Source organism: Leeuwenhoekiella sp. A2 (assembly GCF_047946655.1).
Lineage (GTDB): Bacteria > Bacteroidota > Bacteroidia > Flavobacteriales > Flavobacteriaceae > Leeuwenhoekiella.
In genome coordinates, this window is record NZ_CP172311.1 from 1,261,966 (window position 1) to 1,288,757 (window position 26,792).

A 26,792-nucleotide genomic window follows, 5' to 3' on the forward strand; every position below is an offset into this window, starting at 1 on the left:
TTTAATCTTCTTTTTTAGCATTCTCAAGCTTCTGCTCAAGTTCTGCCTGAAATTCTTCCATTACCGGTTTCACAGTACTTTCCGGGAGATCTGCAATTCTTATATACATCAAGCCATCAATTGCGTTGTTAAATAAAGGATCTACGTTAAACGCCACCACTTTTGCATTTTGCTTAATGTATTTCTTGATAAGAACGGGAAGCCTTAAATTTCCGGTTTCCATCTCTTCTATGAGCTTATCAAATTTATTAAGATCTGCTTCGGTCTCATCAAAAACAAATTCTTTATCGGCGTCTTTCAGTTTTACTTTAAACTCTTTTTTAGGCCTAATGTATTGCGCTATGTAAGGATCGTAGTAATGCGATTTCATAAACTCAATCATCAAAGATTTAGAGAAATTTGAAAATTGATTACTAATACTTACTCCGCCAATTAGGTATTTGTGCTCAGGATAACGCAAAGTTGTATGAACGATCCCGCGCCATAATAAGAATAAAGGCATAGGTCGCTGTTGATATTCTTTAATAATAAACGCACGGCCCATTTCTATGCTTTCGCTCATCATTTTGTGCAACTCTGGCTCAAAGCGAAATAAGCTCTGTAAGTAAAAACCGTCTATGCCCTGTTTTTGAAAAATAACCGAACCAAGACCCATTCTATAAGCACCTGCGATCTTTTTTTGCTCTTCATCCCAAAGAAAAAGGTGATGGTAATATTGATCAAATTCATCCAGATCTGTAGGCTCATTAGTACCCTCGCCTACTTCTCTAAAAGTTATTTCCCGAAGTCGCCCTAATTCTCTTAGTATGTATGGGATTTCCTGCGCTGGCACCAGAAAAACCTCATAGTTCTTACTTTGCAACAGCCGCCTGTCATTTTCCCTAATATCTTCAACCTCCTGTTGTATCAACTCAGCATTTACAGAGTGTGCTATTTTCTTTGGCTCTTTATGCCCCTTTAGTGAATTTAGTGAATGAGGTATGTTGCTTAGAATATTCTTTTTCTCAAAAGTTCGCGCAAGCATATAGGTTTTCTTCCGAAGAAATTCTGTAAAATCATCCAGATTCTCATGCTCGTTTTGCGCCGCTACAGAAATAGGATTACCTATTCTCACACGTATTACCCTGTTTTTTTGAGTTAACAACTCAGAGGGTAATTTAGCTGTACGCATAGTATCACTTATACGCGATAATTGATAGAACAGCCTGCTGTTTTTTGCATGAAAATAAATAGGAACCACAGGAACCTGGGCCTTTTTTACCAGCTTCATCGCTGCCTCTTCCCACGGCCTGTCTATAATAAGTTTATCGTCTTTGTACGTTGAAACCTCACCTGCGGGAAAAATCCCCAGAGGATGCCCGTCACGTAAATGTGTGATTGCCTGTTTAAAACCGGCCAGACTAGATTTTACATCCTTTTTATTCTCAAAAGGATTAACCGGCATTACATAAGGCTTTAAAGGCTCTATGCGGTGCAGCAAAAAGTTTGCAATAATCTTAAAATCCTGCCGTTGCTCCAGCATGAGTTTAAGCAACAAAATACCGTCAATACCGCCTAAAGGATGGTTACTTATCGTTATATAAGCTCCTGATTTAGGCAATCGTTTGAGATCTTCTTCAGGAATTTCAAATTTTATCTGGAATTCATTCAGGATCGCGTTAAGAAATTCAAGGTCTGAAAGGTCCTTATTACGATCGTAGATTTCGTTGGCTTTCGATATTTTGAGTACTTTCATGAGTGTCCACCCCAGAAAGGTTCCTACAAAACCGAATTTATCTACGTTAATGGCTTGCGCAACTTCTTTTGCGGTTACTAATCCCATGAAGTTCTTTAAATGAATTTTTGGCTAGAAAACAAATATAACAAAAATTGAACCTCTTTTATTGCGTTACCAGCTGTACAGTGTTTTCAGTGACCTGTTTTAGGAGCACATTTTTGCCTTCTTCTATGGTTTGCAGCGCTTTCTCTGTAAAATGCCTAATGGTAAATAATTGCACATTTTTGTGAACGGCCACCTTAAAATGTTGCTTTAGCTGAATTAGCAGATCTTCTAAATTCCCATATTTGTCATCGATGCAAACAGAAAAGCTTATTGCAGAATTCTGTATAAGGTCAACCTTCATCTTATGCCTGCCTAATAATTTAAAAACCTCGCCTATATTTTCTTCTATCATAAATGAGAAATCTAGTGATGAAAGCGAGATCAATAATTGATTGTGTTTCGTTATAAAACAAGGCGTTAAAGGTTCTAATAATTCACCTTTTGTAACGCAGGTGCCAGCCGCAAGTGGATCTACAAATGATTTCACATAAAGTGGAATTTCCTTATGCTGCAAAGGCTGCAGGGTTTTGGGGTGAATTACCGTCGCACCGTAGAACGAAAGCTCAATCGCTTCCTGATAAGATATATTATTAAGCAACAATGCATCTTTAAAATAACGCGGGTCTGCACTAAGAACACCGGGAACATCTTTCCAGATAGTAACAGATTTTGCATTTAAACAATACGCCAGAATTGCGGCTGTATAATCGCTGCCTTCTCTGCCCAGCGTGGTGGTAAAACCGTTCTCATCTGAAGCGATAAAACCCTGTGTAACTGTAAAGCCTTTTGGCGAAATTGCTTTTATTAAGGAAGCCTGAGAATCGTCCCATTTAATCTTGCCTTCCCGGTAATTATTGGTCGTTTTTAGGTGATTTCTTATGTCTAAAAGCCGATTTTTATAACCTGTTTTTTCTAGATAATGAGAAATAATTGCTGTACTTAGCAATTCCCCAGTACTAACAACCTGATCGTAAACAAAATTGTAATTGGGTGATTTGTTTCGCTCAAGAAAAGATTTCAGGTCATCAAAATATCCTTCTATTACATTAAGAATTACCTTATGCTGACTTTCAAATAACTCTGCGATTATATCGAGGTGATAGCTGTAAGAATTAGCAATTGCAGCAGCTAAATTTTTAGGATCATCAAAATAGGCGTGCACAACTTCTTCTAGCGCATTTGTGGTTTTACCCATTGCCGAAACTACAATGACCAGATCTTTTTCTGCAGTAGCCTGCAAAACTTTAAACATGTTTGTTACCGCATTGGCATCTTTAACCGAAGCACCACCAAATTTAAAAATCTTCATAGTTGCTAGATCAACTTTCTTCCCTGAAGAAAAGTCTTCATTCTTTCGGCATCCATTTGTACAGTATGCCAGTCTTTTAATATGCTCGCTCCAGAATTTTCATAAAATTTTATCGCTGTCTCATTCCAGTCGAGCACAACCCACTCAACCCGGCGCACACCTTGTTTATGTGCATACTTTATAACTTCAGAATACAGCGCAAGCCCAATCCCTTCTCCTCGCTTTTCCTTTTTTACGATAAGGTCTTCAAGGTGAACAGTCTTACCCTTCCAGGTAGAAAACCTGAAATATAACAGCGCAATACCTACTATTTCCTGGTTATTTTCGGCAATAAAGCAGGTAAAATCGGGATTATTACCGGTGCCGTACGAGATTAGATCATCAACAGTCACTTCTACCGCATGGGGCTCATTTTCAAATTCTGCCAGTTCTTTTATCAATCTGAGCACAGAAGCCATATCGTTTGCTTCTGCTATTCTAATTGTGAAATCCATACTTATTATTTAGGCTTAAAGATACGTTTTCAATTTTTACGAAAAGACCACATGAAATTTCAGACTTTTAATTAATTCATACCTAAAATTCAATTAATCTTAAAAAAGAGGGGGTTTTTCCCCTTTTCAGAACGATTTTAATGCAAAAATGTTAGGTTTTAATTATTATATTTGATTTTACACTAACTAAGGGCTCATGGCAAAAAAAGACGCAGAACTCCCCGAAGAACAAACCTCAAAGATCGAAGCGATAAAGAACCTCATCTTTGGTGAGAATATCGCTCAGTACAATCAGGAATTTGATCAGGTAAAGAAGGAGATCAATAAACGCAAAGAAGAGCTTGAGGTCTATATTGAAGACGTGCGCAAAGAGCTTACGCAAAGCATAGATAATTTAAGCACAGACATTGGCATACGCATCTCTGAGCTTGAAGATACGGTTAGTGAGAAAACTGAAAATCTTGACCATATAAAAGTTGATAAAAAAACTATAGGAGATATGTTTATTTCGCTTGGCGAAAAGATAAAAGCCGGTCAATAAATACTACGCTATGAATACTGAAGATAAACTTGATATTCTTCGGGAGATTCTACTTACTGATGACCGCGAACTGGCACAGCGCATTACCCAAAAGCTGGATAAACTTGAGAAAAGGCAAGGCAATCTTTCTGCACGTGTGCAGCCCATAATAGATGAAAACCTGCAGGAGTTCATTAAAGAAATGCCGCTTACTCTGGGTCCCACCATAACTAAAACCTTACAAACAGAAATCAGGAAATCACAGGATGCGGTGGCAGAAGCGCTTTACCCTGTTATGGGTAAAATGATTAAAAAGTATGTTCAAAATGAAATAAAAGTTCTTCAGGAGAAAATAAATGAGCAAATAAGTCATACCTTTTCTTTTAAAAGATGGGCTGCGGGCTTTAAAAGTAAAAAGAGCCGTGAGCAAGAAGCTGCAGATATACTTGCAGATCAATATAAGGCTCATATTGAGCAGGTGATGGTTATTGAGAAATCATCTGGTATTTTAAAAGGAAATCTGGCAATAACGCAGAAGATAGATCAGGATATGATGGCGGGCATGCTTACAGCTATTAAAAGCTTTGCTGAAGATGCTTTTATAACAGACCAGCAAAATCTTGAAGCTATTGCCTATGATCTTTATACCATACATGTTCAAAATTTTTCGGAATATTATATTGCAGTTATTATATCTGGAATTTATAATGCAACAGTTAAAAGTAAACTTGAAGACATTCTGCTTGACTTTGCACAAAATGAAATAAATGAAGATGATATTAAGGATTTCAGCGCATTTAAATTAAAGCTTACAGAATATTTTAAATATGACATTATCTAAAAAAATTGTACTTATAGGCCATTTTGGAGTGGGAAAATCGTCTCTGGTTCGGCGTTTTGTTGCTAATGAATTCTCTGATGATTATAAAGTTACCATAGGTGTCAATATTTTAAAAAAACAGGTAGATCTTGATGAGAACAGAATGAATCTTATTCTGTGGGATGTTGAAGGAAACGATGAAATGAAAAATTTTAGATCCTCTTATCTTATGGGAGCTTCTGCATTTATATATGTTTTTGATGCTTCCAGACCTATCACCTATCAAGATCTTAAAGTGAATATTGATTACCTTAAAGAGAAATATCCTGATGCTCTTATACAGATCATCGGGAATAAGGTCGATTTGGTCGAACAAGAGCTTATCGAGGAGCGATTAAAAGAAAAAGAAATAAAACAGGCTTATCTTTCTAGTGCAAAAACCGGCCAGAATGTAGAAAAAGTGTTTCACGATCTGGCCATACAATTATCCCTTCATGCTTGAGAAGATTAAACAAGAATACTTTGACAGATCTACACAGATCATACTTATAGATAAAGAGAATACAATTTTAGATAGTGATCACCGCCTTTTTAAATTAAAAACGGGAACCTATCTTCATGATTTTCACGCTTTCTTTTTTACCCTTCTTGATGCTTTTGAAAGCGATGAAAAAACACAATACTTCCCCAGCATTAAGTTTGAAAGAGAGGGTGAAGACCTATTTCTGGATGTAAATTTTACCAGAGAAAGTGACGATAAAGCTTCAATAATTCTTAATGATTGTACAAAGTACTACAAAGACCTGCATCAAATCTATCAAATTAGGAACGAGTCTATATTAAAGTATCGTATCTCTGAAGAGAACAATCGCGTGCTAGAAGAACAACGCAACTTTAAGAATAAGTTTCTTTCTACAATTAGTCACGAGATACGCACACCCATAAATGCAATAAAAGGTTTTCTTGAAATTCTAACACTTACAGAATTAAGCCAGGAACAACTTGATCTTGTCAACATTATACAGAACTCATCAAACAATCTAATTTCTCTTATTGATGATCTTATTGATATTTCACGTATTGAGGCTGGTAAGCTTAAAATAGACAGCAAGCGATTTGATTTTAAAGCTATGATCTCTGCTCTTGAAGAAACCTATTCTTTAAAATGCAGAGAAAAAGGAATAGAATTCAAATTGGCTATCCCAAAGAGTATTCCGCAATATTTAGTAGGAGACGATTTACGAATAAATCAAATTCTTATCAACCTTCTGGAAAATGCATTAAAGTACACAACCAGTGGTCATATCGAGCTAAGAGCCAATATTAAGAAGCAAACCTCATCAACTATAGATCTTAAATTTGAAGTTCAGGATACAGGCTATGGCATTTCTGATAAAGAGATGGAAAACATCTTTATCATGTTCGATAGATTAAAGCGCGGTATCAATGTAGAAGGTAGCGGTCTTGGGTTAAGTATCGCAAAACAACTTGCAGATCTTATGAATGCTGATATTAGCGTAGCTAGTAAAGTAGATGAAGGCTCAACATTTGGTCTTGATATCAAACTTAAAATTTCACATAATCAGAGTAAATCAAGAAAACGCAAATCTAAGTCATTAACAGAACTAGAACCAGATAAAAAGTTCAGAATTTTAATGGCAGAAGATATTGAGATCAACCAGATGCTAATCATGAAAATGTTTAGAACCCATCCTGAATATAGCCTCGACCTTGCAAAAAACGGCGAGATCGCATTAAGATTGATCAAAGAGCGCGAGTACGATCTTATTCTTGCAGATCTTACCATGCCTATTATGGATGGTCTCGATCTTACCCATCATATACGCACCTCAGAGAATCCTAAAATAAGTAAGATACCTATCGTGGCACTTACAGCTCACGCCTCAAATGATGAGAAAGAGCAGACTCTGGCAGCTAGTGTAAACGCTTATTTAGTAAAACCCGTAAATAGTGCACTCCTGTTTGAAACAGTGGCAGAACAGATAAAAAAATCTAAACGTAGTAGAAAGTAAGTTCTATTTCTCTAATAAATAAAGATAGTCTTCAAAATCTATCCCGCCGCTAAATATATCAATTGAGCGTTTGATGATTTTTTGAGCATTCTCAGCAGAAAAACCTAACCCTATTGCGTATTTTTCGATAAGAAAACGCTCGTGATCTTCAATATAATGATCTGCAAATATCATTCTGAATAAATCGTGAAGACGCTCTAGTCTCTTAGCAGAATTGTTAGGAGGATTAATAGGAAATTTATTGGGATCTTCTAATACCTCTTTATACTCTTGCTCGTCAATGTCGAGTTTTATGGCAAAGCGTTTTAGCAACTTTTCTTCTTCACCATTTAAAGCTCCATCAACGGTAGCCATATTAGCAATAGCAGCAAAATGCCCTAGGTTTCTCCTATGCTCACCACTATCAAACAAATCTGTAAAAGACATATTAACATTTTTTTGAGAGTGCAAAGATAATTATTCCGCCAGCTTTAAAAAATCTTACCTTAATTATTTTAACAAAGCACCTATTTCACAGCTGTTCTCAGCACTTACAGCTTAAGAAGATATAATCTTTTCTTAATCCCCATCGTCATAAAATGAACAATGCATAACTTCATTTTACAATGGCAGAACCACTTCTACAATTTAATGAAAAAGGCATTTATTGCGCCGCCGCGAAAGTTTATTTAGACCCATGGAAACCAGTAGACAAGGCTATTATTTCGCATGGCCATGCAGACCACAGCCGCTATGGTCATAAACAATATATTACGCAGCACACTAATGTGCCTATTATAAAACATCGCTTGGGAGACATAGAAGTTTCCGGAAAAGAATTTGGTGAAAGTTTCACGATCAACAACGTAGAATTTAGTTTTCATCCTGCCGGGCATATCATTGGTAGTTCTCAAATACGTGTTGAACATAAAGGTGAAGTCTGGGTTTTTACAGGTGATTACAAAACTGAAGATGATGGCATCGCTGTTCCTTATGAACCTATTCGTTGCGACACGTTTATCACCGAATGCACCTTTGGCCTGCCCGCTTTCAAATGGATTCCACAAGCGCAGGTAATGAATGACATCAATCAATGGTGGGCACAAAATAAAGCTGATGGGAGGACATCCGTTCTTTTCGGCTATTCTCTAGGCAAAGCCCAACGTCTAATCAAACATCTGGACACAAATATTGGGAAAATATACACGCACGGTGCCGTAGAGAATATGAATGAAGTAATTCGCACTTTAGTCGATTTACCCCCCACAGAACGCATTACTCGTGAAACCAAAAAAGAAGAATTAAAAGGCAATATAGTCGTGGCACCCCCAAGCGCTCACGGCAGCCCGTGGTTACGTAAAATGGTGCCTTACGTTACTGCTTCGGCGAGCGGCTGGATGACCTTTCGCGGAGCGCGAAGAAGACGCGCAATCGACAAAGGTTTTGTCCTTTCAGACCACTGTGACTGGCAGGGATTATTACAGAGTATCAAAGAAACGGGTGCGCATAAAATTATCTGTACACATGGCTATACCGATATTTTTTCACGCTTTCTCCGCGAGCAAGGTTATGACGCCCGCACCGAACAAACTCAATACGAAGAAGATGAAGACGGCACTCAAAAAGATAAAGAAAATGAAGATTAATAAATCATTTGTAATTCTCTCCCTTGGGAAGAGATGCCTGAAAGGCAGAGAGGGAAGGTGAGGCATGAAACAATTCGCAGAACTCATACGGCAAATCGACAGCACTAATAAAACCAACTTAAAAGTGGAGGCGTTAGCTGCTTATTTCAGGGAAGCAAACCCTTATGATAAGCTATGGGCGATTGCTATACTTTCACATCGGCGCCCACCGCGTCCTGTAAATACCACATTGTTGCGCACCTGGGCTACTGAATTGGCAAATATTCCGTTATGGTTGTTTGAAGAAAGCTATCATATAGTAGGCGACCTGGCCGAAACAATTGCGCTTATCATTCCCGCTTCTGAAGAAAGCACAGACAAGAGCCTGACCCAATTTCTAGAAGAGATGATTGCCCTCAAGAAAAAAACAGATGAGGAAAAACGCGAGTATCTTTTTACCAACTGGACCGATTTGAATTATTACGAGCGTTTCGTTTTTACGAAATTAATCACCGGCAGTTTTCGTATTGGGGTAAGTCAGAAGTTAATGACGCGTGCGCTGGCAAAAGCTACCGGCATAGATGAAGATATTCTCGCTTATAAACTCATGGGCGATTGGTCACCGCAAAAAACTACCTTTAAAAAGCTGATTTTAGAAGAAAATGAGGAGGATTTTTTAAGTAAACCATTTCCATTTTATTTGGCTTACGCCATTGAGGGCCAACCGGAAGATTTGGGTGATATATCAGACTGGTTTGCTGAGCATAAATGGGATGGCATCCGCTCGCAGGTGATTGTGCGCAATAATGAACTCTTTGTATGGTCACGCGGCGAAGAACTGGTAACCGATAAATACCCAGAATTTCAGACTTTTGTAAACGTGATACCCGATGGAACCGTTCTGGATGGCGAAATTTTGCCTTTTAAAGACGATTTTATAGGCACTTTTAACGATTTACAAACTCGAATTGGGCGAAAGAATATCACTAAAAATCAGCTTAAAAAGACCCCCGTCATCTTAAAAGCCTACGATATTTTAGAATGGAACGGAGAAGATATTCGCAGTTTGGCTTTCGCCGAAAGACGTGAAATTCTGGAAAAACTATATCAGGATGTTAAACATGACGAACTGCCCTTGCACCTTTCTGAAACCATGCAATTTGCAAATTGGCAAGAAGCCGCCGCAGAACGAGAGCGCTCCCGCGAAGTTATGTCTGAAGGCTTGATGCTTAAACGAAAAGACTCACCCTATTTAGTAGGTCGTAAAAAAGGTGATTGGTGGAAGTGGAAGGTCGATCCGCTTACTATCGACGCGGTGCTCACCTACGCCATGCGCGGTCACGGCCGCCGAAGTAATCTATTTACAGATTACACTTTCGGCCTTTGGGATGAAAACAAAGAAGAACTGGTCACTTTCGCGAAAGCATATTCCGGTCTTACCGATGCCGAATTCCGCAGCCTCGATGCCTGGATAAAACGAAATACATTAGAGCGCTTTGGCCCCGTACGCAGTGTGACTCCACATCACGTTTTTGAGATCGCTTTTGAAGGCCTTGCTCCCTCTTCCCGTCACAAAAGCGGTGTCGCAACCCGTTTCCCGCGTATGTTGCGCTGGCGAAAAGACAAAAAAATAGAAGATGCTAATACATTGGAAGATTTAAAATCATTGATACCGAAAGTGGAAAAAGAGAATAATGAAGGGTAAATCAAGAACCTCGGGGCAAGCCCACGAGGTATGAATTGGAAAATCCCTTTTCTATTCGAGGCAAGCCTCGGGGAATTAAACCCTCTGGAGGGATTAAAAAAACCACCCCACCCGTTGGGCACCCCTCCTTAAAAAGGTGGGGAACAGTTAAAAAAGCACCTTCCCTTGTTAAGGGAAGGTGGCTTGAGCGAAGCGAAAGACGGAAGGGTTACAAACTAATACAATGAAAAAGCAAATCTACAACAGAAAAGAACTAGAATCCTTTCGGAAAGATTTGCGCAAACACTTAACTCCAGCCGAAGCTTTTTTGTGGAAACATTTAAAAAGCTCTCAATTAGAAGGAAGAAAATTTAGAAGACAGCATAGTATTGAAAATTATATAGTAGATTTTTATTGTCCGGGTGAAAAGCTCATTATAGAATTAGATGGTCAGGTACATATGAATCCCACAGCCGAAAAATATGATTTGAAAAGAACAGCCAGATTAGAAGAACTCGGTTTTGCAGTAATTCGATTTGAAAATAAAATGGTTTTTGATTTGTTGCCGTCTGTGTTGCAAGAGATAAAAGATAATTTTAAAAAGTAAAGAACCACCCCGCCCGATTTTCATCGGGCACCTCTCCTTTTTAAAGAGGGGAACTAAAAAAAGCTCCTTCCCTTGCCAAGGGAAGGTGTCTTGAGCGAAGCGAAAAGACGGAAGGGTTTTAATTATGACAGAAAAGCAACTTTATAATATCCCCGAGTCCTGGTTTAAAAACCAAAAATGGAAACCTTTTCCCTTTCAGCGGGAAACCTGGCAGGCATTTTTGGATTGTAAAAACGGACTCCTAAACGCGCCCACAGGAAGCGGGAAAACCTATGCGCTCTGGATTCCAATTGTGCTTGATTACATAAGAAGCAATCCCGATTATAAAACCAAACATAAAAAAGGACTTAAAGCGATTTGGATTACACCATTACGCTCTCTATCTGTGGAAATTGCACAGGCTTCTCAACGCTTTGCTGATGAAATAGGAACTCAGATTACCGTAGGGATTCGTTCTGGGGACACGAGCATGGCCGAACGAGCCAAGCAGAAAAAGCAAATGCCAGACCTTCTTATCACCACTCCGGAAAGTTTGCATCTTTTACTTTCATCAAAAGGTTATGACAAAACCTTTAAAGACTGCTCTGCCATTGTGATTGACGAGTGGCACGAATTGCTAGGCACAAAGCGCGGCGTACAGACAGAACTCGCCCTTTCCAGATTAAAAACCATCGCTCCTAAACTGCGCATCTGGGGAATTTCGGCAACCATAGGAAATTTGCAACAAGCACGTGAGGTATTGTTGGGACCAGAATCACCGGCGTTGGAAAATTCAGTTTTAATTAAAGCAGAAATCGATAAAAAAATAAGAGTTGACAGTATTATTCCGGAGAAAATGGAAACATTTCCCTGGCGCGGTCATCTGGGTTTGCACTTGCTTGATGAAGTCGTACCCATCATCAAGAAGAGTAAAACGACCCTTCTTTTTACAAACACACGTGGACAGTGCGAAATCTGGTTTCAGCGGTTGATAAATAAATATCCAGAGTTTGCAGGTGAGGTTGCGATGCATCACGGGAGCATCAACAAAGAGACAAGACTTTGGGTAGAAGAAGCTATTCGTAATGAAAGTCTCAAAGCAGTCGTTTGTACATCTAGTCTTGATCTGGGCGTCGATTTTACGCCGGTTGAGACGATTATTCAAATAGGCGGACCTAAAGGTGTAGCTCGTTTTTTGCAACGTGCCGGGCGTAGTGGTCACCAGCCGGGAAAAGAAAGTGTTATTTATTTTTTACCTACCCACGCTATCGAACTTATTGAAGCTTCGGCTTTAGGGGAAGCTGTAAAAAAACAGGTAGTAGAAGATAGAATTCCGTATCTGCTTAGTTTTGATGTTTTGGTACAATATTTAACCACGCTGGCGGTTTCTGACGGATTTTATCCCAATGAAATTTGGCCGGAGATTAAATCTACTTTTTGTTTTCAGACAATGAGCGAAGACCAATGGCGGTGGATTCTCAATTTTATTACCAAAGGCAGCCAATCGCTGAAAGCGTATGACGAATATAAAAAAGTTGAGATAGAAGACAACGGCTTATTTAAAGTCAACAACCGCGGCATCGCCATGCGACACCGTTTGCAAATAGGTACTATTGTAGGTGATGCCGCAATGGCTGTAAAATATTTAAAGGGCGGATTCATTGGCAGTATTGAAGAATGGTTTATTTCTAAATTAAATCCGGGAGATGTTTTCACTTTTGCCGGTAGAACTCTTGAATTATACCGCATCAAGAATATGCAGGTTTTGGTTAAAAAAGCCAAAGTAAAAAACGCTCGCATTGTGAGTTGGATGGGCGGAAGATTAACACTTTCCGCACAAATGAGCGAATTGTTACGGCAAGAATTATACTCGGCAAATGAACCTGCTCAAAATCAAAGTAGAGAATTGCGTGCCTTGCAACATATTTTTTCGCGACAGCGAAAAGAATCAATTGTTCCTAATGCTGATCAGTTTTTAATTGAAACTTTTCAAAGCAGGGAAGGTTTTCATCATATTTTCTATCCTTTTGAAGGGCGGTTTGTGCATGAAGCGCTGGGTAGTTTGCTGGCCTATCGCATTAGTTTGCTTTCTCCTACTTCTTTTAGCATTGCATTTAATGATTATGGTTTTGAAATTCTTTCAGACCAGCAGATTGATCTGCAACAGGTTTTAGATAATGACCTTTTTACGCCTGATTTTCTTCTTGATGATCTGCAAAAGAGCTTGAATTCTACAGAAATGGCTCGCCGTAAATTTCGTGATATCGCTGTGATTGCCGGGATGGTGTTCACGGGTTATCCCGGTAAGGTTGTAAAAAGCAAGCACCTTCAAAGTAATAGTCAGTTACTATTTGAGGTTTTTCGGGATTATGAACCTGAAAACCTCCTTTTTCAGCAGGCTTATCGCGAAACTTTTGAACATCAACTGGAAGAAGGCCGCTTACGCATTGCCTTAGAACGCATAGAAAATCAGGAAATAGTGATCAAATATTGCGAAAAACCAACTCCTTTTTCATTCCCAATCATCACAGACCGCTTGCGCGAAAAACTATCCAGCGAGAAACTCGAAGACCAGATCAAAAAGATGCTTACGTATCTGGATAAAATATAACGTCTGACCGGTAAGGTCAATGACAGACCTGCAAGGTTTTGATAACCTTGTAGGTCTAATGCGAATGCGTATCAAAATGGAAAACCTACAAGGTCTTGAAGACCTTGCAGGTTGAGCTGTATGTTTTCGGGTTAGTACAAATTCCCCTACTTTTCAAGGAGGGGTGGCTCAAGCGTAAGATTGAGACGGGGTGGTTCAGGGTTAACCCTTCCGTCTTTCGCTTAAAGCGAATCCACCTTCCCTTCTGAAGGGAAGGAACTTCAAAAAATTAAAATGGGTAAACTCCTTAGTGATGTGGTTAACACATTTTAGCTATGGATTAAGAAGAAAATAACACCTTCAATTTCGGCTTAAGCCGCATTCTTGCTAGCTTTATAAAAACTAACAATCATGAAAAAAGTACAACCATATTTAACCTTTAGAGGAAACTGTCAGGAAGCCCTGAATTTTTACAGGGATTGTTTTGATGCAGAGATTCAGAATAAGGAAACGTATGAAGGAAAAGAAATTGACATTCCCGAAAATTACAGAAACAAGTTGCAGCATGCCGAACTGAAAGGTAAGGGGATCCACATAATGGCCTACGATGCCGCCCCAGATACGCCGTTAAATGAAGGCAATCAGATTTCGCTCAGCGTTGATCTGGACAGTAAAGAGGAAACAGATGAACTTTTTGAGAAATTATCTCAAGGTGGCCGTATCGACACTCCTTTACAAGAAACGAGTTGGAACGCATACTACACTAGATTTCACGATAAATTCGGAATCTCCTGGATGCTGAATTATCAGGAAAATTAGATTTATTTGAATTAGCCTAAAAAAGCCTGCTTTTAAAGCGGGCTTTTTTATTTATATCGCCATTCACTCATAAGTTTTAAAGCCTATTTTTTGAATGAAAAAGCAGAACTTTGCAGGCGCTATGACAGAGAAAATTTCAATTAATGACAACACATTCGGCTTACATCCCTGCGGAGTGATTTTCTGGGAAGAACAGAATATGCTGCTTATTGCAGATGTACATTTGGGCAAGGTTTCCCATTTCAGGAAATACGGTAGTGCCGTTCCTGCAAAAGCAATTCATAAAAATTTTACTGAGCTTACTAAAGTCGTCAATCACTTTTCGCCTAAAATCATTTGTTTTCTGGGTGATTTATTTCATAGTTCGCTAAATTCTGAATGGCAGCTTTTTGAAAATTGGGTGCTGCAAACGCAACGTAAAATTATTCTCATAGCCGGTAATCACGATATTATTTCGCCTCTTAAATATGAAGAAATTGGTATACGCATACATTCAGAATGGGTTTTAGAAAACTTTCTGCTTACACACCATCCTGAAGAACGCGAAGACTTTTTTAATTTCTCAGGTCACATTCATCCGGGTATCAGACTGTCTGGTTTTGGCGGTAGAAGCCTTAAACTTTCCTGTTTTTTCAAGACCAAAAATCAGCTTATTTTACCCGCTTTTGGCACCTTTACGGGCAATTTTTATTTAAACCCAAAACCCGGAGATCAGGTTTTTGCGATAACTAAAAATGAGGTAATTTTAGTAACTAACTAATTTATATGCTCACAAATCAAAAGCATCTTTTTGAGCTTGATGAAGATATCACATACCTCAACGGCGCGTACATGTCTCCCCAACTTAAAAGTGTAACTGCACTGGGAATAGAGAGCTTAAAGCGAAAAGCGAAACCCTACTCTATCACGCCTGAGGATTTTATTGAAATTCGCAATCCGTTAAAAAAACGCTTTGCTCAATTGATCAAAGCTTCTGATTATCAGGATATCGCGATCATACCGTCGGTTTCTTACGGAATGGCAAACGTGGCCAACAGCCTGAATTTAAAACCAACTGACGAAATTTTAGTAGCGCATGAGCAATTTCCCAGTAATATTTATTCCTGGCAGCATCTGGCAGAACGCACCGGTGCGAAGATCATTAATATTGAACCTCCCACGGAATTAAAAGATCGAGGGCGACTTTGGAATGAAAAAATTCTAAATGCCATTAATCCCAATACAGCTTTAGTCGCTCTAGCACATTGCCATTGGGCAGACGGAACCCGGTTTCAATTGGCAAAAATCGGTGAAAAAGTGCATAAAAAAGGCGGTAAATTAGTCATTGACGGTACACAAAGTGTAGGTGCTTTTCCTTTTTCTGTAGCAGAAATCAAACCTGATGCTTTGATCTGCGGCGGTTACAAATGGTTGTTAGGACCATATTCGCTTGGCGTAGCTTATTATGCCGAATCTCTCCATTACGGAAACCCCATTGAACACAACTGGATGAATCGCGCAGACAGTGAAGACTTTTCACTGCTCACAAATTACCAGGAAAATTATCAGTCGAGAGCAGGAAGATTTTCTGTAGGAGAATCAAGTAATTTTGTGCTAACACCCATGCTTACCCAATCGATTGAGCAATTGATAGAATGGACACCTCAGGCCATTCAGGAGTATTGCAAAGAGATTTCGCAGGAAGCTGTTTCCGCTTTACGCGAAATGGGCTGCTATATTGAAGAAGATGGGTATCGCGGGCAACACCTTTTTGGTATTTATCTTCCACAAACAATTTCTATAGACAAAGTAAAGGCTGCACTTTCTAAAGAAAAAATTCTGGTCTCTTATCGTGGGAATGCCATCCGCGTTTCACCACATGTTTACAATACGGCTGAGGATTTTGAAAAGCTGATCTCAGTTTTTAAAACTCTACTATGAAAAAGAAAAAACTCGCGTTACTCAATCTATTCTCGGTAATTCTGGTTATTGTCGTAAATGCTGCTTCGCAGATTCTGCGTTTTAATGACACTACAAATGGAGAAGTAAGTTATAAGTATTTTAACCTGTTTACACCAGCCGATTATGCTTTTGCTATCTGGGGAGTCATCTTTCTGGGATTAATCGCTTATTCCGTTTTTCAGGTAAAAAGAGCCTTTTTTAGCCATAAAAACACCGATTTTATTGAACAGACCGGTTATTGGTTTGCGCTTGCCAATTTTCTCACCACTGCGTGGGTTTTTGCATTTACCTATGAATACATCGGGCTTTCGGTATTGATAATGATTGGAATACTAGTGAGCCTGCTCAAAGTTGTAATCAATACAAACATGGAACGTTGGGATGCGCCGCTAAAAGTGATCGCTTTTGTGTGGTGGCCTATTTGCTTTTATTCGGGTTGGATTGCCGTAGCGACCATTGCCAATATCGCTTCCTTTTTGGTGAAAATAGATCTTGCCGGTTCTCATCTTAATCAGATCGTCTGGACGATGATTATGATCACGGTTGCCGTTTTCATCAACATGCTCATGATCAATCTGCGAAACATGCGAGAATTTGCTCTTGTAGGTGCATGGGCACTATTTGCCCTGTTCATCAAGCATAATGGAAGCATTAATGCGATAGCTTATTATGCGCTCTGCGGAAGCATTTTATTGATTATCGCAGCTGGCATTCATGGTTATAAAAACAGAGATACGAGTCCGTTGGCGAAGTTGAAAGAAAGAAGGTAATTAAAAGAAGTTCTTGATACGTTTTTCTTTCGCATTGAGCGAAAAAAAAAACACTCGAACTGACAAAACGGAAATTACTATTGATTTAGTTCAAACTGTATCACCTCATCCTTTACAACTTGTATAGAACTGAAATCGGGATGAAAAGGGTTTATTAAAAGATTATACTCTTTCTCATAAATATTTAAAGGTAGACGGGCGGAAGGAACTGCCAGAACCAGGGAATTTCGCTGTTGCGCCCATAATGTACCCAATTGCTGTGTGCTTTTAGGATGCGGGCGATTATACCAAAACTCAGGTAGATCTTCTCTTTCTAGGCGTATTATTTCTGATTGAATATCTAATTCTGCAATCCTCCATTCAAAATCTGAAACTGCAGCACCGCGAATTGATAGATGCTCTACCATACTTAGCGATAAACAATTACTGCAATATATTAAAGGTGTACCCACCCTGTTCCATCTGGCGCCACCGGGCCCCCAGCCCAAAGCAGAATGATTTTCCCGATCCTGATAAATTCTGTAAAAAATCATTAAATATAGCTTCCCCAGGCAAGTGCGTCTAAGGCTTCATCAACAAGTTCCAGCCCTCTGGGATCTTGCAGAAGTTCTTTAGGCTTATCATCTCCCAACGCATAATTATCCGTCTCAAGCCAATTAATAAATTTCTCTTCAGAACCAAAAACTGAAATTCCTTTTTCAATAAGCTCTTCTATATCATATACCATTTTAGAACTCAAAATGCCCAATTTACCATCTGCTGATTTCCATCTTGATACTGTGGAAGGATTAACATCTAAAATTTTTGCCTTTTCATCCTGATTTAAATTCAGGAAATCAAGAACAGGTAATGCCTGGCTATACGCTAATCGACCTACTCGCCAATTAGCTTCACTTTTAACGGTTTTACTAAGTAGAGAACGAGACTTGGGTTTACCAATCGTTCTTTTGCTTCCTGCAGATTTAAGTGATGTACTCATTATTCCTAATTGAGATTAAATAATATTGCAAATGCAATTTATTAAAAAAGCAGGACATTAAGAAGTACATGGACCTTTATTCTTTTATTAAACAACTGTTCTTGATATATTTTCTTTCGCTTTTGAGCGAAAAAAAACTCGAACTGACAACACGGGAAGTCACTTCGAGTGAATTTAACGGAGCGATAGCGCAGGTAAATTTGTATCGAGAAACAGGTTAATTAATCAACCACGCGAATAACAAAATAATTTTTCTTACCTCGCTGTAGCAGTATAAAACGGTCATTGATAAGATCTTCTGCGCCTACGCTGTAATCTTCAGCTATTTTCTCTTTATTTACTGAAATGGAGTTTTCTTTTAAAGCTCTGCGCACTTCGCCGTTTGATTTTAAAAAACCTGATTTTTCGGCTAAAAGAGTAATTATTTCTACTCCTGAGGCGATTTCTGAACGGTTTATTTCGGCTTGAGGAACACCTTCAAAAACATCTAAAAACGTCTTTTCGTTAAGCGATTTTAAGTCGGCGCTAGTAGATTTTCCAAATAAAATCTCTGAAGCCTTTACAGCATTTTCCAGATCTTCCTGGCTATGAACGGTAACTGTAACTTCTTCGGCTAAACGTTTTTGTAAACTGCGCTGGTGGGGCGCTTCGTTATGTTCTGCAATTAATTTTTCAATTTCCTCTTTATCTAAAAAAGTAAAGATCTTGATATATTTAGCTGCGTCTTCGTCGCTGGTATTTAACCAATATTGATAGAATTTATAAGGCGAAGTTCTTTCCGAGTCAAGCCAAACATTGCCGCCTTCACTTTTACCAAACTTGCTTCCGTCTGACTTTGTAATTAACGGGCAAGTAAGCGCATAACCTTTGCCCTCACCTATTCTGCGTATCATTTCGGTACCGGTAGTGATATTTCCCCACTGGTCGCTACCGCCCATTTGCAGTGTGCAATTTTCGTTTTTATATAAATGATAGAAATCGTAACCCTGAACGAGTTGATAAGTAAATTCAGTAAATGACATCCCTTCTGTAGACTCACCTGAAAGCCTATTTTTCACAGAATCTTTAGACATCATGTAATTCACAGTAATGTGTTTACCCACATCACGAATGAAATCAAGAAAAGTAAAATCTTTCATCCAGTCGTAATTATTGACCATTACGGCTTGATTTTTTTCGCCTGAGCTAAAATCGAGAAACTGAGAAAGTTGTTTCTTTACCGCTTCCTGATTGTGTCGCAAAGTTGCTTCATCAAGCAAATTACGCTCGCTTGATTTACCAGAAGGATCACCAATCATTCCCGTTGCACCACCCACCAGCGCAAAAGGTTTGTGCCCGGCACGTTGATAATGAGCAAGAAGCATGATAGGCACAAGATTACCAATATGCAGACTGTCTGCCGTGGGGTCAAAACCTATGTATGCAGCACGCATTTCTTCCATTAAATGTTCTTCTGTACCCGGCATCACGTCGTGTATCATTCCGCGCCACTGCAACTCTTCTATAAAATTCTTGATCATGTCTTGTAAATTTTTCAACTTAAACTAAGCGGCGCAAATATAAATATATTGATGCTTTAAGCCCCACAGAAATCAATTTGTATGCTTCAATGAATTGATTAATTATGAAGATCCTCTTTTAATCCGGAAATTCTACGCAAGCTCACGAATTATGAATCGGAAAATTCTTTATATATTCGAGGCAATCCTCGGGGAATTATACCCTCTGGAGAGATTAACTTAGCCGCATGATTTTAGTTACCGGAGGAACAGGTTTAGTAGGCTCTCATTTACTGTGGGAACTCACTCAAACCAGCAACTTACCTATCAAAGCCACGTATCGTACCGAAACGAGCAAAGAGCCTGTTTTAGCATTATTTCGCTGGAAAGCTCAAGACGAAAAAACAGCTCAAGAGAATTTTGACAAAATAGATTGGGTGCAGGCAGATGTGACAGATGTCGGGGCTTTGACCAATGCTTTTGAAAATGTAGATTACGTATATCACTGCGCAGCTTTGGTGTCTTTTAATCCGAAGCGTTTGCACGAACTTCAAAAAATAAATATTGAGGGAACTGCAAATATGGTCAACCTGAGCTTAAGCTGTAAGGTTAGGAAATTTTGCTATGTAAGTTCTGTTGCCGCTCTGGGCGAAACTGAAAATGGAACCGCAGTAACCGAAGAAACTCATTGGGATCCCAGCAAAGAGAATTCGGTTTATAGTATTTCTAAATATGCTTCAGAAATGGAAGTCTGGCGGGGTACACAGGAAGGTCTGGACGTTGTGATCGTAAATCCCGGAGTTATTCTGGGAGAAGGTTTTTACAATTCTGGCAGCGGTAAAATGTTTTCGCAAATAGCGAAAGGTTTAAAATACTGCGTTCCCGGAAGTACAGGTTTTGTTGATGTGAAAGATGTGGTTTCGGCAATGCTTACTTTAATGGCCAGCGAAATTAAAAATGAAGGTTTTATTCTGGTAGCTGAAAATCTAAAATTTAAAATCCTTTTTGATAAAATATCGACCAGATTAGGCAAAAAATCGCCTCAAAACATGCTAAAATCGTGGCAATTAAACCTAGCTTGGAGAATAGACTGGTTCCTGAATACTTTTTTTGGCACCAGGCGCCGACTTACAAAATCTACGGCAAATTCAGCTTTAACTGATACGGTGTATGATTCTTCTAAAATTGAAGAACAGCTCTTTTTTAAGTTTACGCCTATTAAAGAAAGCATTGAAAGAATCGCTTCTCACTTTAAAAGCCAGCTAAAGAATTGAGTCCTTTACCTCTCTTCTTTCAGGAGGTGTAAGATTTGGGTTTCTTCTTTGCGGGACATCTTTACCCTCATCTTTTAAAAGTTGAGCTTTTGCACGCGCTATACTATCGCTTACTTTTTTAATGCTATCAACTTCTGAACGCTTGGTTTCAAGTCGTTTATTTACTCTTTCCCAAATCTGACCATAAGTATTAAAATCAACTGTATAGTATGTTAGGCTTTGTGCTAATTGTGTGCTGTCTATGTTATATTTCTCGTAAACAAAATTCTCTGGTTTGATTCCGGCAACTTTTAATTTAGGTACACTGTAACTGCGCGCTGCATTGATTAGTGATACATCGTAAAGTATATCTACCATTTTATCTTTATCTATAAGATTGTCTGGTTTTTCAGGTCTTTCTACATCCTGACAACTCAAACACAAAAGAGCGATACAAAAGAAAATGTATTTTATCATCGGTCAAAGGTTAATCGCTGCCCAAAACGTTCATTGTATACTTTAAAGTTTTTATACGCCAGTTTACCGTTAACAAAAGTATGCGAGATACGAGATTTAAAGGTATTACCTTCAAAAGGTGACCATTTGCATTTATAAAGAATATTGTCTTTTGTAACCGTCCATGGGTTATTAAGATCTACCAGCACAAGATCTGCATGATACCCGGGTTTTATAAAACCACGTTTTTCTATCTGAAACAGGATTGCGGGATTATGACTCATTTTTTCGGCAATCTTCTCAAGGCTTATTCTGCCTCTGTGATACATCTCGAGCATAGCAGGAAGCGCATGCTGCACAAGCGGGCCGCCACTGGGAGCTTTAGTATAAACGTTTTTCTTTTCTTCAAGCGTATGTGGTGCGTGATCTGAAGCTATAACATCTATGCGATCGTCAAGCAGTGCTTCCCAAAGTCCTTCTTTGTCTTCTTTGGTCTTAACAGCGGGATTCCATTTAATGAGGGTTTTCTTTTCATCATAATCAGCATCTGTAAACCATAGATGATGAATACAAACCTCTGCGGTGATTTTCTTGTCTTTTAGGGGGATTTTGTTGCTAAAAAGACTGGTTTCTTTAGCCGTTGACAAATGGAAAACATGTAAACGCGCCCCGGTTTTTTTAGCAAGAGCTATAGCTTTTGATGATGAAATATAACAAGCTTCCTCACTTCTAATAATGGGATGCATGTTAATAGGAATATCATCACCATAGCGTTCTTTATAGATCTCAAGATTTTTTCTAATAGTAGCCTCATCTTCACAGTGGGCAGAGATTAACAGATCTGTACTGCTAAAAATCTTTTCAAGTACTTTACTGTCATCAACAAGCATGTCGCCCGTTGAACTACCTAAAAATAATTTAAGGCCGGCTACTGTCTTTTTATCAACCTTTTTAATCTCTTCAAGATTATCGTTTGTACCGCCAAACATAAATGAATAGTTGGCGTGCGAACTTTTAGCCGCTCTGGCAAACTTATCTTCCAGCTTTTCTATAGTGGTCGTTTGCGGCAATGTGTTAGGCATTTCTATAAAAGAAGTTATACCGCCTGCCACTGCTGCCTTAGATTCTGATTCTATAGTTGCTTTGTGCATAAGACCGGGTTCTCTAAAGTGAACCTGATCATCTATCACCCCGGGAAATAAGTGTTGCCCTTCTGCATCAAAAATGTGTACATCTGGAGATTTTACACTTATGTATTTCCCTACTTCTATTATAATCCCGTCCTCAATATAAACGTCGCCTTGTATAATCTCGCCTTCGTTTACAATATTGGCATCTTTAATTAAAACCTTTTCCATATCAAATTTCATACTTGCTGAACAAGCTTTTGATTTTCATTCGTATCACCCCAAAAACGGCTTCAGAAATAATATTTTTACTCATTTTACTCGTACCTCGGGTACGATCTACAAAAATAACCGGAATTTCTTCTATTTTAAATCCTAGTAAATGCGCTTTAAATTTCATTTCAATTTGAAACGCATACCCCATAAATCTTATCTTATCCAGATTTATGGCTTCTAGTACTTTTCGCTTATAGCAAACAAAACCTGCTGTTGTATCGCTAATATCCATCCCTGTGATAAAGCGCACATACTTAGACGCAATGTAAGAAAGTAACACACGCCCCATAGGCCAATTCACGACATTAACACCTGTTTTATATCTTGAGCCTATTGCCATATCTGCCCCTTTTTTCGCGCAAGCGTTATACAAGCGTATCAAATCGTTAGGTGAATGCGAAAAATCTGCATCCATCTCAAAAATATAATCGTAATCTCTGGCTAAAGCCCATGAGAATCCCGCTGTATAGGCCGTGCCCAGACCCAGCTTGCCAGACCTTTGTAACAGATATAAATGCCCTGTAAACTCTTGCATCAGGCTTTTTATTATCTCTGCAGTCCCATCAGGTGAATTATCATCTACAACCAGTATAGAGAACGTGCGTTGCTGCGCAAAAACATTACGTACAAGCTTCTCAATATTTTCTGCTTCGTTATATGTAGGGATTACGACGAGCGAACGTGCCATCAAAAAGTATTTGAGGCAAATGTAATTATTTTGATTCTATAAACTACTTGTGCACCATATCAAAACCCGTGAATTGTATTAATTTTGCTTATACTAAAATCGGCAGTTTGGAAGCTATAGAGCGCACCTTAATCAACAATGACTGGATCACCTTAATACTGGTGTTCTGTTTAATATTACTGGCAGTTGCAAAGCTGGCCTTTGAAGGTTATTTTGTTGATTTTGCTGAGCTTGCCTTTAACGAGAAATACCTCTTAAAAACGAGTAAGAATGTAAAATTTGAAACCCCTTTTAACTTGCTGTTATTTGGAGTACAGCTTTTATCTGTTTCTTTATTCATCTATCTCATCATAGCAAAATTTGAAGTTTTAAGCTTTACAGTGGCGCCCAGTCTCATGTTTTTGCGAATCTTTATTTTTTACGGTCTCTTTATAGGTGTAAAATACCTGCTTGAGAAAATGACTGCGGTTTTATTTGATGGTGAGAAAGAATTAAGCACCTATCACTACTACAAATTTGTTTACCGCAACTATGGCGCGATATTTCTTATACCCATAAATGCGATGCTTGTTTACTCTTTACAACCACCTCTTTATGTAATTGGGATAATTATAGGGATAGTACTTGTATTTAACGCCATCACTCTTTTTAATACGTTGCGTAAATATGAAAAGTTGATCTACAGTAATCTGTTTTATTTTATTTTGTACCTTTGCGCTTTTGAAATTGCCCCCTATTTCATTTTATTTAAGTTGCTTAGCATCGATGTATAAGCATTAAAATTGAACTCTATGAAAGTGAAGACAATTTTGGTCTCCCAACCAGAGCCAAAAGTAGAAAACTCTCCTTATTTTGAACTAGAAGAAAAAAAACGCGTAAAAATTGATTTTATTCCCTTTATTCACGTGGAGGGTGTACCAGGGAAAGAAGTCCGTCATCAAAAGATCGACCTCAAAGACTATTCAGCGATCATTCTAACCAGCCGTAATGCTGTAGATCATTTCTTTAGAATCGCAGAAGAGATGCGTTTTAAAGTTCCTGATACCCTAAAATATTTTTGCCAGAGTGAAGCAGTTGCTTACTATCTTCAAAAGTATGTGGTTTACCGCAAACGCAAGATCTATGTAGGCAAGCGCACCTTTGCAGAGATGGCACCTATTCTTAAAAAATATAAGAATGAGAAATTTTTGCTTCCGTCTTCAGATGCCTTAAAACCAGATATTCCGGAAACTCTTGATGACTTAAAACTCAACTGGCAACGGGCGATTTTTTACAGAACTGTAGTAAGCGATCTTTCACACCTGAAAGATGTTTATTATGACATACTTGTGTTCTTTAGCCCTAGCGGAATTAAATCACTGTTTGAGAACTTTCCAGATTTTGAACAGAAAGATACGCGTATAGCAGTTTTTGGCAACTCAACTGTTAATGCAGCTGCAGAAGCTGGTTTAAAAATCAACATTCAGGCACCTACTCCTGAAACACCATCTATGACTATGGCTTTAGAACGTTACATAGATGAAGTAAACAATAAAAAATAAGGAATTTTAATTTATAATCTAAGCCTCTTATTGTAAAATGAGAGGCTTTTTTATGCGAAAAGGTTTAGTCTTTCTTTTTTAAAAATTGAACGATCAATACTCCCCATCCTAAAATAAGCAACAAACCTCCTAACGGAGTGAGCAAAGCTATTGAAGTAAAATCTATCCCTGTCGCGGCCTGCGTAGAAAGCAGATAAATAGACCCCGAAAACAATAAAACTCCTGTTAACAAGAGGTAAAACAGTGTTTTTTTCGCTTTAGCGCTAATTGTAAATACACCACCCACAAGCAATGCCAGAAATGCATGATACATTTGATAACGCACTCCTGTCTCAAATGAATCTACGGCAGCCGGTTCTACAATTTTTTGAAGTCCGTGAGCGCCAAAAGCTCCTAACAAAACTGCAGTAAAACCTAAAACTGCGCCTAAAATCAAAAGTTTCCTGTTCATATTTTTTTCTAAGCTTGTATCTATTTCCTACATTAGTGAGGTGTCATACAAACATACAACAGCAAAGGCTATGCGTAAAATTTTGATCATAGGTGCAGGCAAATCAACTTCTCAACTTGTAGCATACTTATTATCAAAAGCTAAAGATGAATCACTCCTTTTAAAAATAGGTGATAAATCACTAAAAAACGCTCAAAAACTGGCAAAAAACCACCAAAATGCAGAGGCTCTTGAGCTTGATATATTTAAAAATGAAGAGCGTAAAGAAGCAATAACGGGTTGTGATCTGGTAATAAGCATGCTTCCCGCACATTTGCATATTGAAGTTGCCAGAGATTGTGCTGCTTTTGGTATCTCTATGGTTACCGCTTCTTATGTGAGCAAAGAAATTCAGGAACTTGACACCATTGTAAAGCAAAAAGGTCTTGTTTTTATGAATGAGATTGGGCTTGATCCCGGTATTGATCACATGAGTGCTATGCAGGTTATCGACCGCATTCGCGAAAAAGGTGGAAAGATGCTCCTTTTTGAATCATTTACAGGCGGACTTGTAGCTCCTGAGAGTGACTCAAATCTATGGAATTATAAATTCACTTGGAATCCCCGCAACGTCGTACTTTCAGGGCAAGGAGGCGCTGCAGAGTTTATCCAGGAAGGAACCTATAAGTACATTCCGTATCAACGCTTATTTAGAAGAACAGAGTTTCTTGATGTTGAAGGCTACGGTCGTTTTGAGGCCTATGCTAACCGAAATTCGCTCAAATACCGCGATATTTATGGGTTACAGGATATTTTGACTTTGTATCGTGGCACAATAAGACGGGTTGGGTTTTGCAGAGCTTGGAATGTTTTTGTGCAACTGGGTATGACAGACGACAGCTATACGCTGCAAGACACTCAAAATATGAGTTACAGGGAGTTCATAAACCTTTTTCTGCCTTACTCACATACAGATTCAGTTGAACTTAAACTACGTCACAATATTAAAATAGATCAGGACGATCTGCTGTGGGACAAATTAATAGAGCTCGATATTTTTAATCCTGAAAAGAAAATAGGTCTCGTTGATGCTACACCTGCTCAATGTTTACAAAAGATACTTGAAGACAAATGGACACTTGCTACAGACGACAAGGATATGATCGTGATGTATCACAAGTTTGGTTATGAGATCGATGGTGTAAAAAAGCAAATAGATGCAACTATGGTAAGTGTAGGGACAGATCAAACAAATACCGCTATGGCAAAAACCGTAGGTCTACCGGTTGCTATTGCAGCCTTACGTATTCTTAACGGGCACATCAAAAATCCAGGTGTACAAATCCCTATTAGCAAAGAAGTATACGAGCCCATTTTAAAAGAATTGCAGGAGCACAATATAATCTTTAAAGAATATGAGGTGCCATATCTGGGTTATAACCCGCTGAATCTGGGCGCTTAAGCCCAAATAATGTTCTTTTAATGTTTTTAACTTAATAAGTTTCATAAAATAATCTTTTCACTATTTTTAACAGCCAAAAGCAGTAAACC

General features: G+C 38.6%; 27 protein-coding genes. 16 read left to right on the forward strand and 11 right to left on the reverse strand.

Annotated elements, in window-relative coordinates; translation table 11 throughout:
• Position 1 precedes the first annotated feature (1 nt).
• Genes ACH3PA_RS05670 through ACH3PA_RS05680 form a run of 3 tightly spaced genes read right to left on the reverse strand, consistent with a single transcriptional unit; the run spans position 2 to position 3,625 of the window.
• Positions 2-1,822 carry a GNAT family N-acyltransferase gene (locus tag ACH3PA_RS05670; protein WP_416446338.1) on the reverse strand — a complete coding sequence of 607 codons (1,821 nt, stop codon included), beginning with the start codon at positions 1,820-1,822 and terminating at the stop codon, positions 2-4.
• A gap of 58 nt (positions 1,823-1,880) precedes the next feature.
• Complete coding sequence (locus ACH3PA_RS05675) at positions 1,881-3,131, reverse strand: aspartate kinase (RefSeq protein ID WP_416446336.1); 1,251 nt, start codon at positions 3,129-3,131, stop codon at positions 1,881-1,883.
• Between the two features lie 5 nt (positions 3,132-3,136).
• Positions 3,137-3,625, reverse strand: a complete 489-nt coding sequence (locus tag ACH3PA_RS05680) for a GNAT family N-acetyltransferase (RefSeq protein ID WP_416446334.1) — start codon at positions 3,623-3,625, stop codon at positions 3,137-3,139.
• Between the two features lie 196 nt (positions 3,626-3,821).
• Between ACH3PA_RS05680 and ACH3PA_RS05685 the strand changes: the two genes are divergently transcribed.
• From ACH3PA_RS05685 to ACH3PA_RS05700, 4 genes are read left to right on the forward strand one after another with little or no spacing between them, the layout of a single operon-like run.
• The gene (locus ACH3PA_RS05685; RefSeq protein ID WP_416446327.1) at positions 3,822-4,166 is read left to right on the forward strand and encodes a fructose 1,6-bisphosphatase; all 345 of its coding nucleotides are present in this window, start codon (positions 3,822-3,824) and stop codon (positions 4,164-4,166) included.
• Between the two features lie 10 nt (positions 4,167-4,176).
• The gene (locus ACH3PA_RS05690) at positions 4,177-4,986 is read left to right on the forward strand and encodes a cell envelope biogenesis protein OmpA (protein ID WP_416446321.1); all 810 of its coding nucleotides are present in this window, start codon (positions 4,177-4,179) and stop codon (positions 4,984-4,986) included.
• Positions 4,973-5,467 carry a Rab family GTPase gene (locus tag ACH3PA_RS05695; protein ID WP_416446319.1) on the forward strand — a complete coding sequence of 165 codons (495 nt, stop codon included), beginning with the start codon at positions 4,973-4,975 and terminating at the stop codon, positions 5,465-5,467. Before ACH3PA_RS05690 ends, ACH3PA_RS05695 begins: the two co-directional genes overlap by 14 nt.
• Positions 5,460-6,998, forward strand: coding sequence for an ATP-binding protein (locus tag ACH3PA_RS05700; RefSeq protein ID WP_416446317.1), 1,539 nt, complete (start codon positions 5,460-5,462; stop codon positions 6,996-6,998). The genes ACH3PA_RS05695 and ACH3PA_RS05700 overlap by 8 nt, the downstream gene beginning before the upstream one ends.
• A gap of 3 nt (positions 6,999-7,001) precedes the next feature.
• Here the strand turns inward: ACH3PA_RS05700 and ACH3PA_RS05705 are convergent, their stop codons facing one another.
• Entirely contained in the window at positions 7,002-7,424 is a 423-nt protein-coding gene (locus ACH3PA_RS05705; RefSeq protein ID WP_416446315.1) for a TerB family tellurite resistance protein, read from the reverse strand.
• A 179-nt stretch (positions 7,425-7,603) separates the two neighbouring features.
• Between ACH3PA_RS05705 and ACH3PA_RS05710 the strand changes: the two genes are divergently transcribed.
• The 8 genes from ACH3PA_RS05710 (at position 7,604) to ACH3PA_RS05745 (ending at position 16,992) form a co-directional block, all read left to right on the forward strand.
• Complete coding sequence (locus ACH3PA_RS05710; RefSeq protein WP_416446313.1) at positions 7,604-8,623, forward strand: ligase-associated DNA damage response exonuclease; 1,020 nt, start codon at positions 7,604-7,606, stop codon at positions 8,621-8,623.
• Positions 8,624-8,687: 64 nt separating this feature from the next.
• Positions 8,688-10,307, forward strand: a complete 1,620-nt coding sequence (locus ACH3PA_RS05715) for an ATP-dependent DNA ligase (protein WP_416446311.1) — start codon at positions 8,688-8,690, stop codon at positions 10,305-10,307.
• Between the two features lie 223 nt (positions 10,308-10,530).
• Entirely contained in the window at positions 10,531-10,893 is a 363-nt protein-coding gene (locus tag ACH3PA_RS05720; protein ID WP_416446309.1) for an endonuclease domain-containing protein, read from the forward strand.
• 124 nt (positions 10,894-11,017) lie between these two features.
• The gene (locus ACH3PA_RS05725; protein ID WP_416446307.1) at positions 11,018-13,483 is read left to right on the forward strand and encodes a ligase-associated DNA damage response DEXH box helicase; all 2,466 of its coding nucleotides are present in this window, start codon (positions 11,018-11,020) and stop codon (positions 13,481-13,483) included.
• 390 nt (positions 13,484-13,873) lie between these two features.
• Complete coding sequence (locus tag ACH3PA_RS05730) at positions 13,874-14,281, forward strand: VOC family protein (RefSeq protein ID WP_416446305.1); 408 nt, start codon at positions 13,874-13,876, stop codon at positions 14,279-14,281.
• A gap of 121 nt (positions 14,282-14,402) precedes the next feature.
• Entirely contained in the window at positions 14,403-15,041 is a 639-nt protein-coding gene (gene pdeM / locus ACH3PA_RS05735) for a ligase-associated DNA damage response endonuclease PdeM (RefSeq protein WP_416446656.1), read from the forward strand.
• 5 nt (positions 15,042-15,046) lie between these two features.
• Positions 15,047-16,201, forward strand: a complete 1,155-nt coding sequence (locus tag ACH3PA_RS05740; RefSeq protein WP_416446303.1) for an aminotransferase class V-fold PLP-dependent enzyme — start codon at positions 15,047-15,049, stop codon at positions 16,199-16,201.
• Entirely contained in the window at positions 16,198-16,992 is a 795-nt protein-coding gene (locus ACH3PA_RS05745) for a tryptophan-rich sensory protein (protein WP_416446301.1), read from the forward strand. The genes ACH3PA_RS05740 and ACH3PA_RS05745 overlap by 4 nt, the downstream gene beginning before the upstream one ends.
• Before the next feature lie 77 nt (positions 16,993-17,069).
• Here the strand turns inward: ACH3PA_RS05745 and ACH3PA_RS05750 are convergent, their stop codons facing one another.
• From ACH3PA_RS05750 to tyrS, 3 genes are all read right to left on the reverse strand, one after another.
• On the reverse strand, positions 17,070-17,525 hold the full coding sequence (locus ACH3PA_RS05750; protein WP_416446299.1) for an RES family NAD+ phosphorylase: 456 nt from the start codon (positions 17,523-17,525) through the stop codon (positions 17,070-17,072).
• Entirely contained in the window at positions 17,525-17,971 is a 447-nt protein-coding gene (locus ACH3PA_RS05755) for an antitoxin Xre/MbcA/ParS toxin-binding domain-containing protein (RefSeq protein ID WP_416446297.1), read from the reverse strand. Before ACH3PA_RS05755 ends, ACH3PA_RS05750 begins: the two co-directional genes overlap by 1 nt.
• Before the next feature lie 221 nt (positions 17,972-18,192).
• On the reverse strand, positions 18,193-19,491 hold the full coding sequence (gene tyrS / locus ACH3PA_RS05760) for a tyrosine--tRNA ligase (protein ID WP_416446295.1): 1,299 nt from the start codon (positions 19,489-19,491) through the stop codon (positions 18,193-18,195).
• A 227-nt stretch (positions 19,492-19,718) separates the two neighbouring features.
• Between tyrS and ACH3PA_RS05765 the strand changes: the two genes are divergently transcribed.
• Positions 19,719-20,744, forward strand: coding sequence for an NAD-dependent epimerase/dehydratase family protein (locus ACH3PA_RS05765; RefSeq protein WP_416446293.1), 1,026 nt, complete (start codon positions 19,719-19,721; stop codon positions 20,742-20,744).
• Here the strand turns inward: ACH3PA_RS05765 and ACH3PA_RS05770 are convergent.
• Genes ACH3PA_RS05770 through ACH3PA_RS05780 form a run of 3 tightly spaced genes read right to left on the reverse strand, consistent with a single transcriptional unit; the run spans position 20,733 to position 23,270 of the window.
• Positions 20,733-21,200, reverse strand: a complete 468-nt coding sequence (locus ACH3PA_RS05770) for a DUF4296 domain-containing protein (protein WP_416446291.1) — start codon at positions 21,198-21,200, stop codon at positions 20,733-20,735. The genes ACH3PA_RS05765 and ACH3PA_RS05770 overlap by 12 nt on opposite strands.
• A complete protein-coding gene (locus tag ACH3PA_RS05775; RefSeq protein ID WP_416446654.1) occupies positions 21,197-22,537 on the reverse strand; it encodes a dihydroorotase in 1,341 nt (446 codons plus the stop codon). Before ACH3PA_RS05775 ends, ACH3PA_RS05770 begins: the two co-directional genes overlap by 4 nt.
• A 1-nt stretch (position 22,538) precedes the next feature.
• A complete protein-coding gene (locus ACH3PA_RS05780) occupies positions 22,539-23,270 on the reverse strand; it encodes a polyprenol monophosphomannose synthase (RefSeq protein WP_416446289.1) in 732 nt (243 codons plus the stop codon).
• Positions 23,271-23,377: 107 nt separating this feature from the next.
• On the opposite strand from ACH3PA_RS05780, the gene ACH3PA_RS05785 reads away from it, so the two are divergent.
• Both ACH3PA_RS05785 and ACH3PA_RS05790 read left to right on the forward strand, forming a co-directional pair.
• The gene (locus tag ACH3PA_RS05785; protein ID WP_416446287.1) at positions 23,378-24,043 is read left to right on the forward strand and encodes a DUF4271 domain-containing protein; all 666 of its coding nucleotides are present in this window, start codon (positions 23,378-23,380) and stop codon (positions 24,041-24,043) included.
• Positions 24,044-24,061: 18 nt separating this feature from the next.
• Positions 24,062-24,811 carry a uroporphyrinogen-III synthase gene (locus ACH3PA_RS05790; protein WP_416446285.1) on the forward strand — a complete coding sequence of 250 codons (750 nt, stop codon included), beginning with the start codon at positions 24,062-24,064 and terminating at the stop codon, positions 24,809-24,811.
• 64 nt (positions 24,812-24,875) lie between these two features.
• On the opposite strand, the gene ACH3PA_RS05795 is transcribed toward ACH3PA_RS05790, so the two are convergent.
• A complete protein-coding gene (locus ACH3PA_RS05795; RefSeq protein ID WP_416446283.1) occupies positions 24,876-25,262 on the reverse strand; it encodes a DUF423 domain-containing protein in 387 nt (128 codons plus the stop codon).
• 70 nt (positions 25,263-25,332) lie between these two features.
• Here ACH3PA_RS05795 and ACH3PA_RS05800 point away from each other — a divergent pair, with 70 nt between their 5' ends.
• Positions 25,333-26,703: a saccharopine dehydrogenase family protein gene (locus ACH3PA_RS05800; RefSeq protein WP_416446281.1), complete on the forward strand. Its 1,371-nt coding sequence runs from the start codon at positions 25,333-25,335 to the stop codon at positions 26,701-26,703.
• The last annotated feature ends 89 nt before the right edge of the window (positions 26,704-26,792 follow it).

Bases quoted from the DNA above. Each gene is read 5' to 3' on its own strand.
- ACH3PA_RS05670 (WP_416446338.1), bottom strand. From the start codon at position 1,822: ATGGGATTAGTAACCGCAAAAGAAGTTGCGCAAGCCATTAACGTAGAT.
- ACH3PA_RS05675 (WP_416446336.1), bottom strand. From the start codon at position 3,131: ATGAAGATTTTTAAATTTGGTGGTGCTTCGGTTAAAGATGCCAATGCG.
- ACH3PA_RS05680 (WP_416446334.1), bottom strand. From the start codon at position 3,625: ATGGATTTCACAATTAGAATAGCAGAAGCAAACGATATGGCTTCTGTG.
- ACH3PA_RS05685 (WP_416446327.1), top strand. From the start codon at position 3,822: ATGGCAAAAAAAGACGCAGAACTCCCCGAAGAACAAACCTCAAAGATC.
- ACH3PA_RS05690 (WP_416446321.1), top strand. From the start codon at position 4,177: ATGAATACTGAAGATAAACTTGATATTCTTCGGGAGATTCTACTTACT.
- ACH3PA_RS05695 (WP_416446319.1), top strand. From the start codon at position 4,973: ATGACATTATCTAAAAAAATTGTACTTATAGGCCATTTTGGAGTGGGA.
- ACH3PA_RS05700 (WP_416446317.1), top strand. From the start codon at position 5,460: ATGCTTGAGAAGATTAAACAAGAATACTTTGACAGATCTACACAGATC.
- ACH3PA_RS05705 (WP_416446315.1), bottom strand. From the start codon at position 7,424: ATGTCTTTTACAGATTTGTTTGATAGTGGTGAGCATAGGAGAAACCTA.
- ACH3PA_RS05710 (WP_416446313.1), top strand. From the start codon at position 7,604: ATGGCAGAACCACTTCTACAATTTAATGAAAAAGGCATTTATTGCGCC.
- ACH3PA_RS05715 (WP_416446311.1), top strand. From the start codon at position 8,688: ATGAAACAATTCGCAGAACTCATACGGCAAATCGACAGCACTAATAAA.
- ACH3PA_RS05720 (WP_416446309.1), top strand. From the start codon at position 10,531: ATGAAAAAGCAAATCTACAACAGAAAAGAACTAGAATCCTTTCGGAAA.
- ACH3PA_RS05725 (WP_416446307.1), top strand. From the start codon at position 11,018: ATGACAGAAAAGCAACTTTATAATATCCCCGAGTCCTGGTTTAAAAAC.
- ACH3PA_RS05730 (WP_416446305.1), top strand. From the start codon at position 13,874: ATGAAAAAAGTACAACCATATTTAACCTTTAGAGGAAACTGTCAGGAA.
- pdeM (WP_416446656.1), top strand. From the start codon at position 14,403: ATGACAGAGAAAATTTCAATTAATGACAACACATTCGGCTTACATCCC.
- ACH3PA_RS05740 (WP_416446303.1), top strand. From the start codon at position 15,047: ATGCTCACAAATCAAAAGCATCTTTTTGAGCTTGATGAAGATATCACA.
- ACH3PA_RS05745 (WP_416446301.1), top strand. From the start codon at position 16,198: ATGAAAAAGAAAAAACTCGCGTTACTCAATCTATTCTCGGTAATTCTG.
- ACH3PA_RS05750 (WP_416446299.1), bottom strand. From the start codon at position 17,525: ATGATTTTTTACAGAATTTATCAGGATCGGGAAAATCATTCTGCTTTG.
- ACH3PA_RS05755 (WP_416446297.1), bottom strand. From the start codon at position 17,971: ATGAGTACATCACTTAAATCTGCAGGAAGCAAAAGAACGATTGGTAAA.
- tyrS (WP_416446295.1), bottom strand. From the start codon at position 19,491: ATGATCAAGAATTTTATAGAAGAGTTGCAGTGGCGCGGAATGATACAC.
- ACH3PA_RS05765 (WP_416446293.1), top strand. From the start codon at position 19,719: ATGATTTTAGTTACCGGAGGAACAGGTTTAGTAGGCTCTCATTTACTG.
- ACH3PA_RS05770 (WP_416446291.1), bottom strand. From the start codon at position 21,200: ATGATAAAATACATTTTCTTTTGTATCGCTCTTTTGTGTTTGAGTTGT.
- ACH3PA_RS05775 (WP_416446654.1), bottom strand. From the start codon at position 22,537: ATGGAAAAGGTTTTAATTAAAGATGCCAATATTGTAAACGAAGGCGAG.
- ACH3PA_RS05780 (WP_416446289.1), bottom strand. From the start codon at position 23,270: ATGGCACGTTCGCTCGTCGTAATCCCTACATATAACGAAGCAGAAAAT.
- ACH3PA_RS05790 (WP_416446285.1), top strand. From the start codon at position 24,062: ATGAAAGTGAAGACAATTTTGGTCTCCCAACCAGAGCCAAAAGTAGAA.
- ACH3PA_RS05795 (WP_416446283.1), bottom strand. From the start codon at position 25,262: ATGAACAGGAAACTTTTGATTTTAGGCGCAGTTTTAGGTTTTACTGCA.
- ACH3PA_RS05800 (WP_416446281.1), top strand. From the start codon at position 25,333: ATGCGTAAAATTTTGATCATAGGTGCAGGCAAATCAACTTCTCAACTT.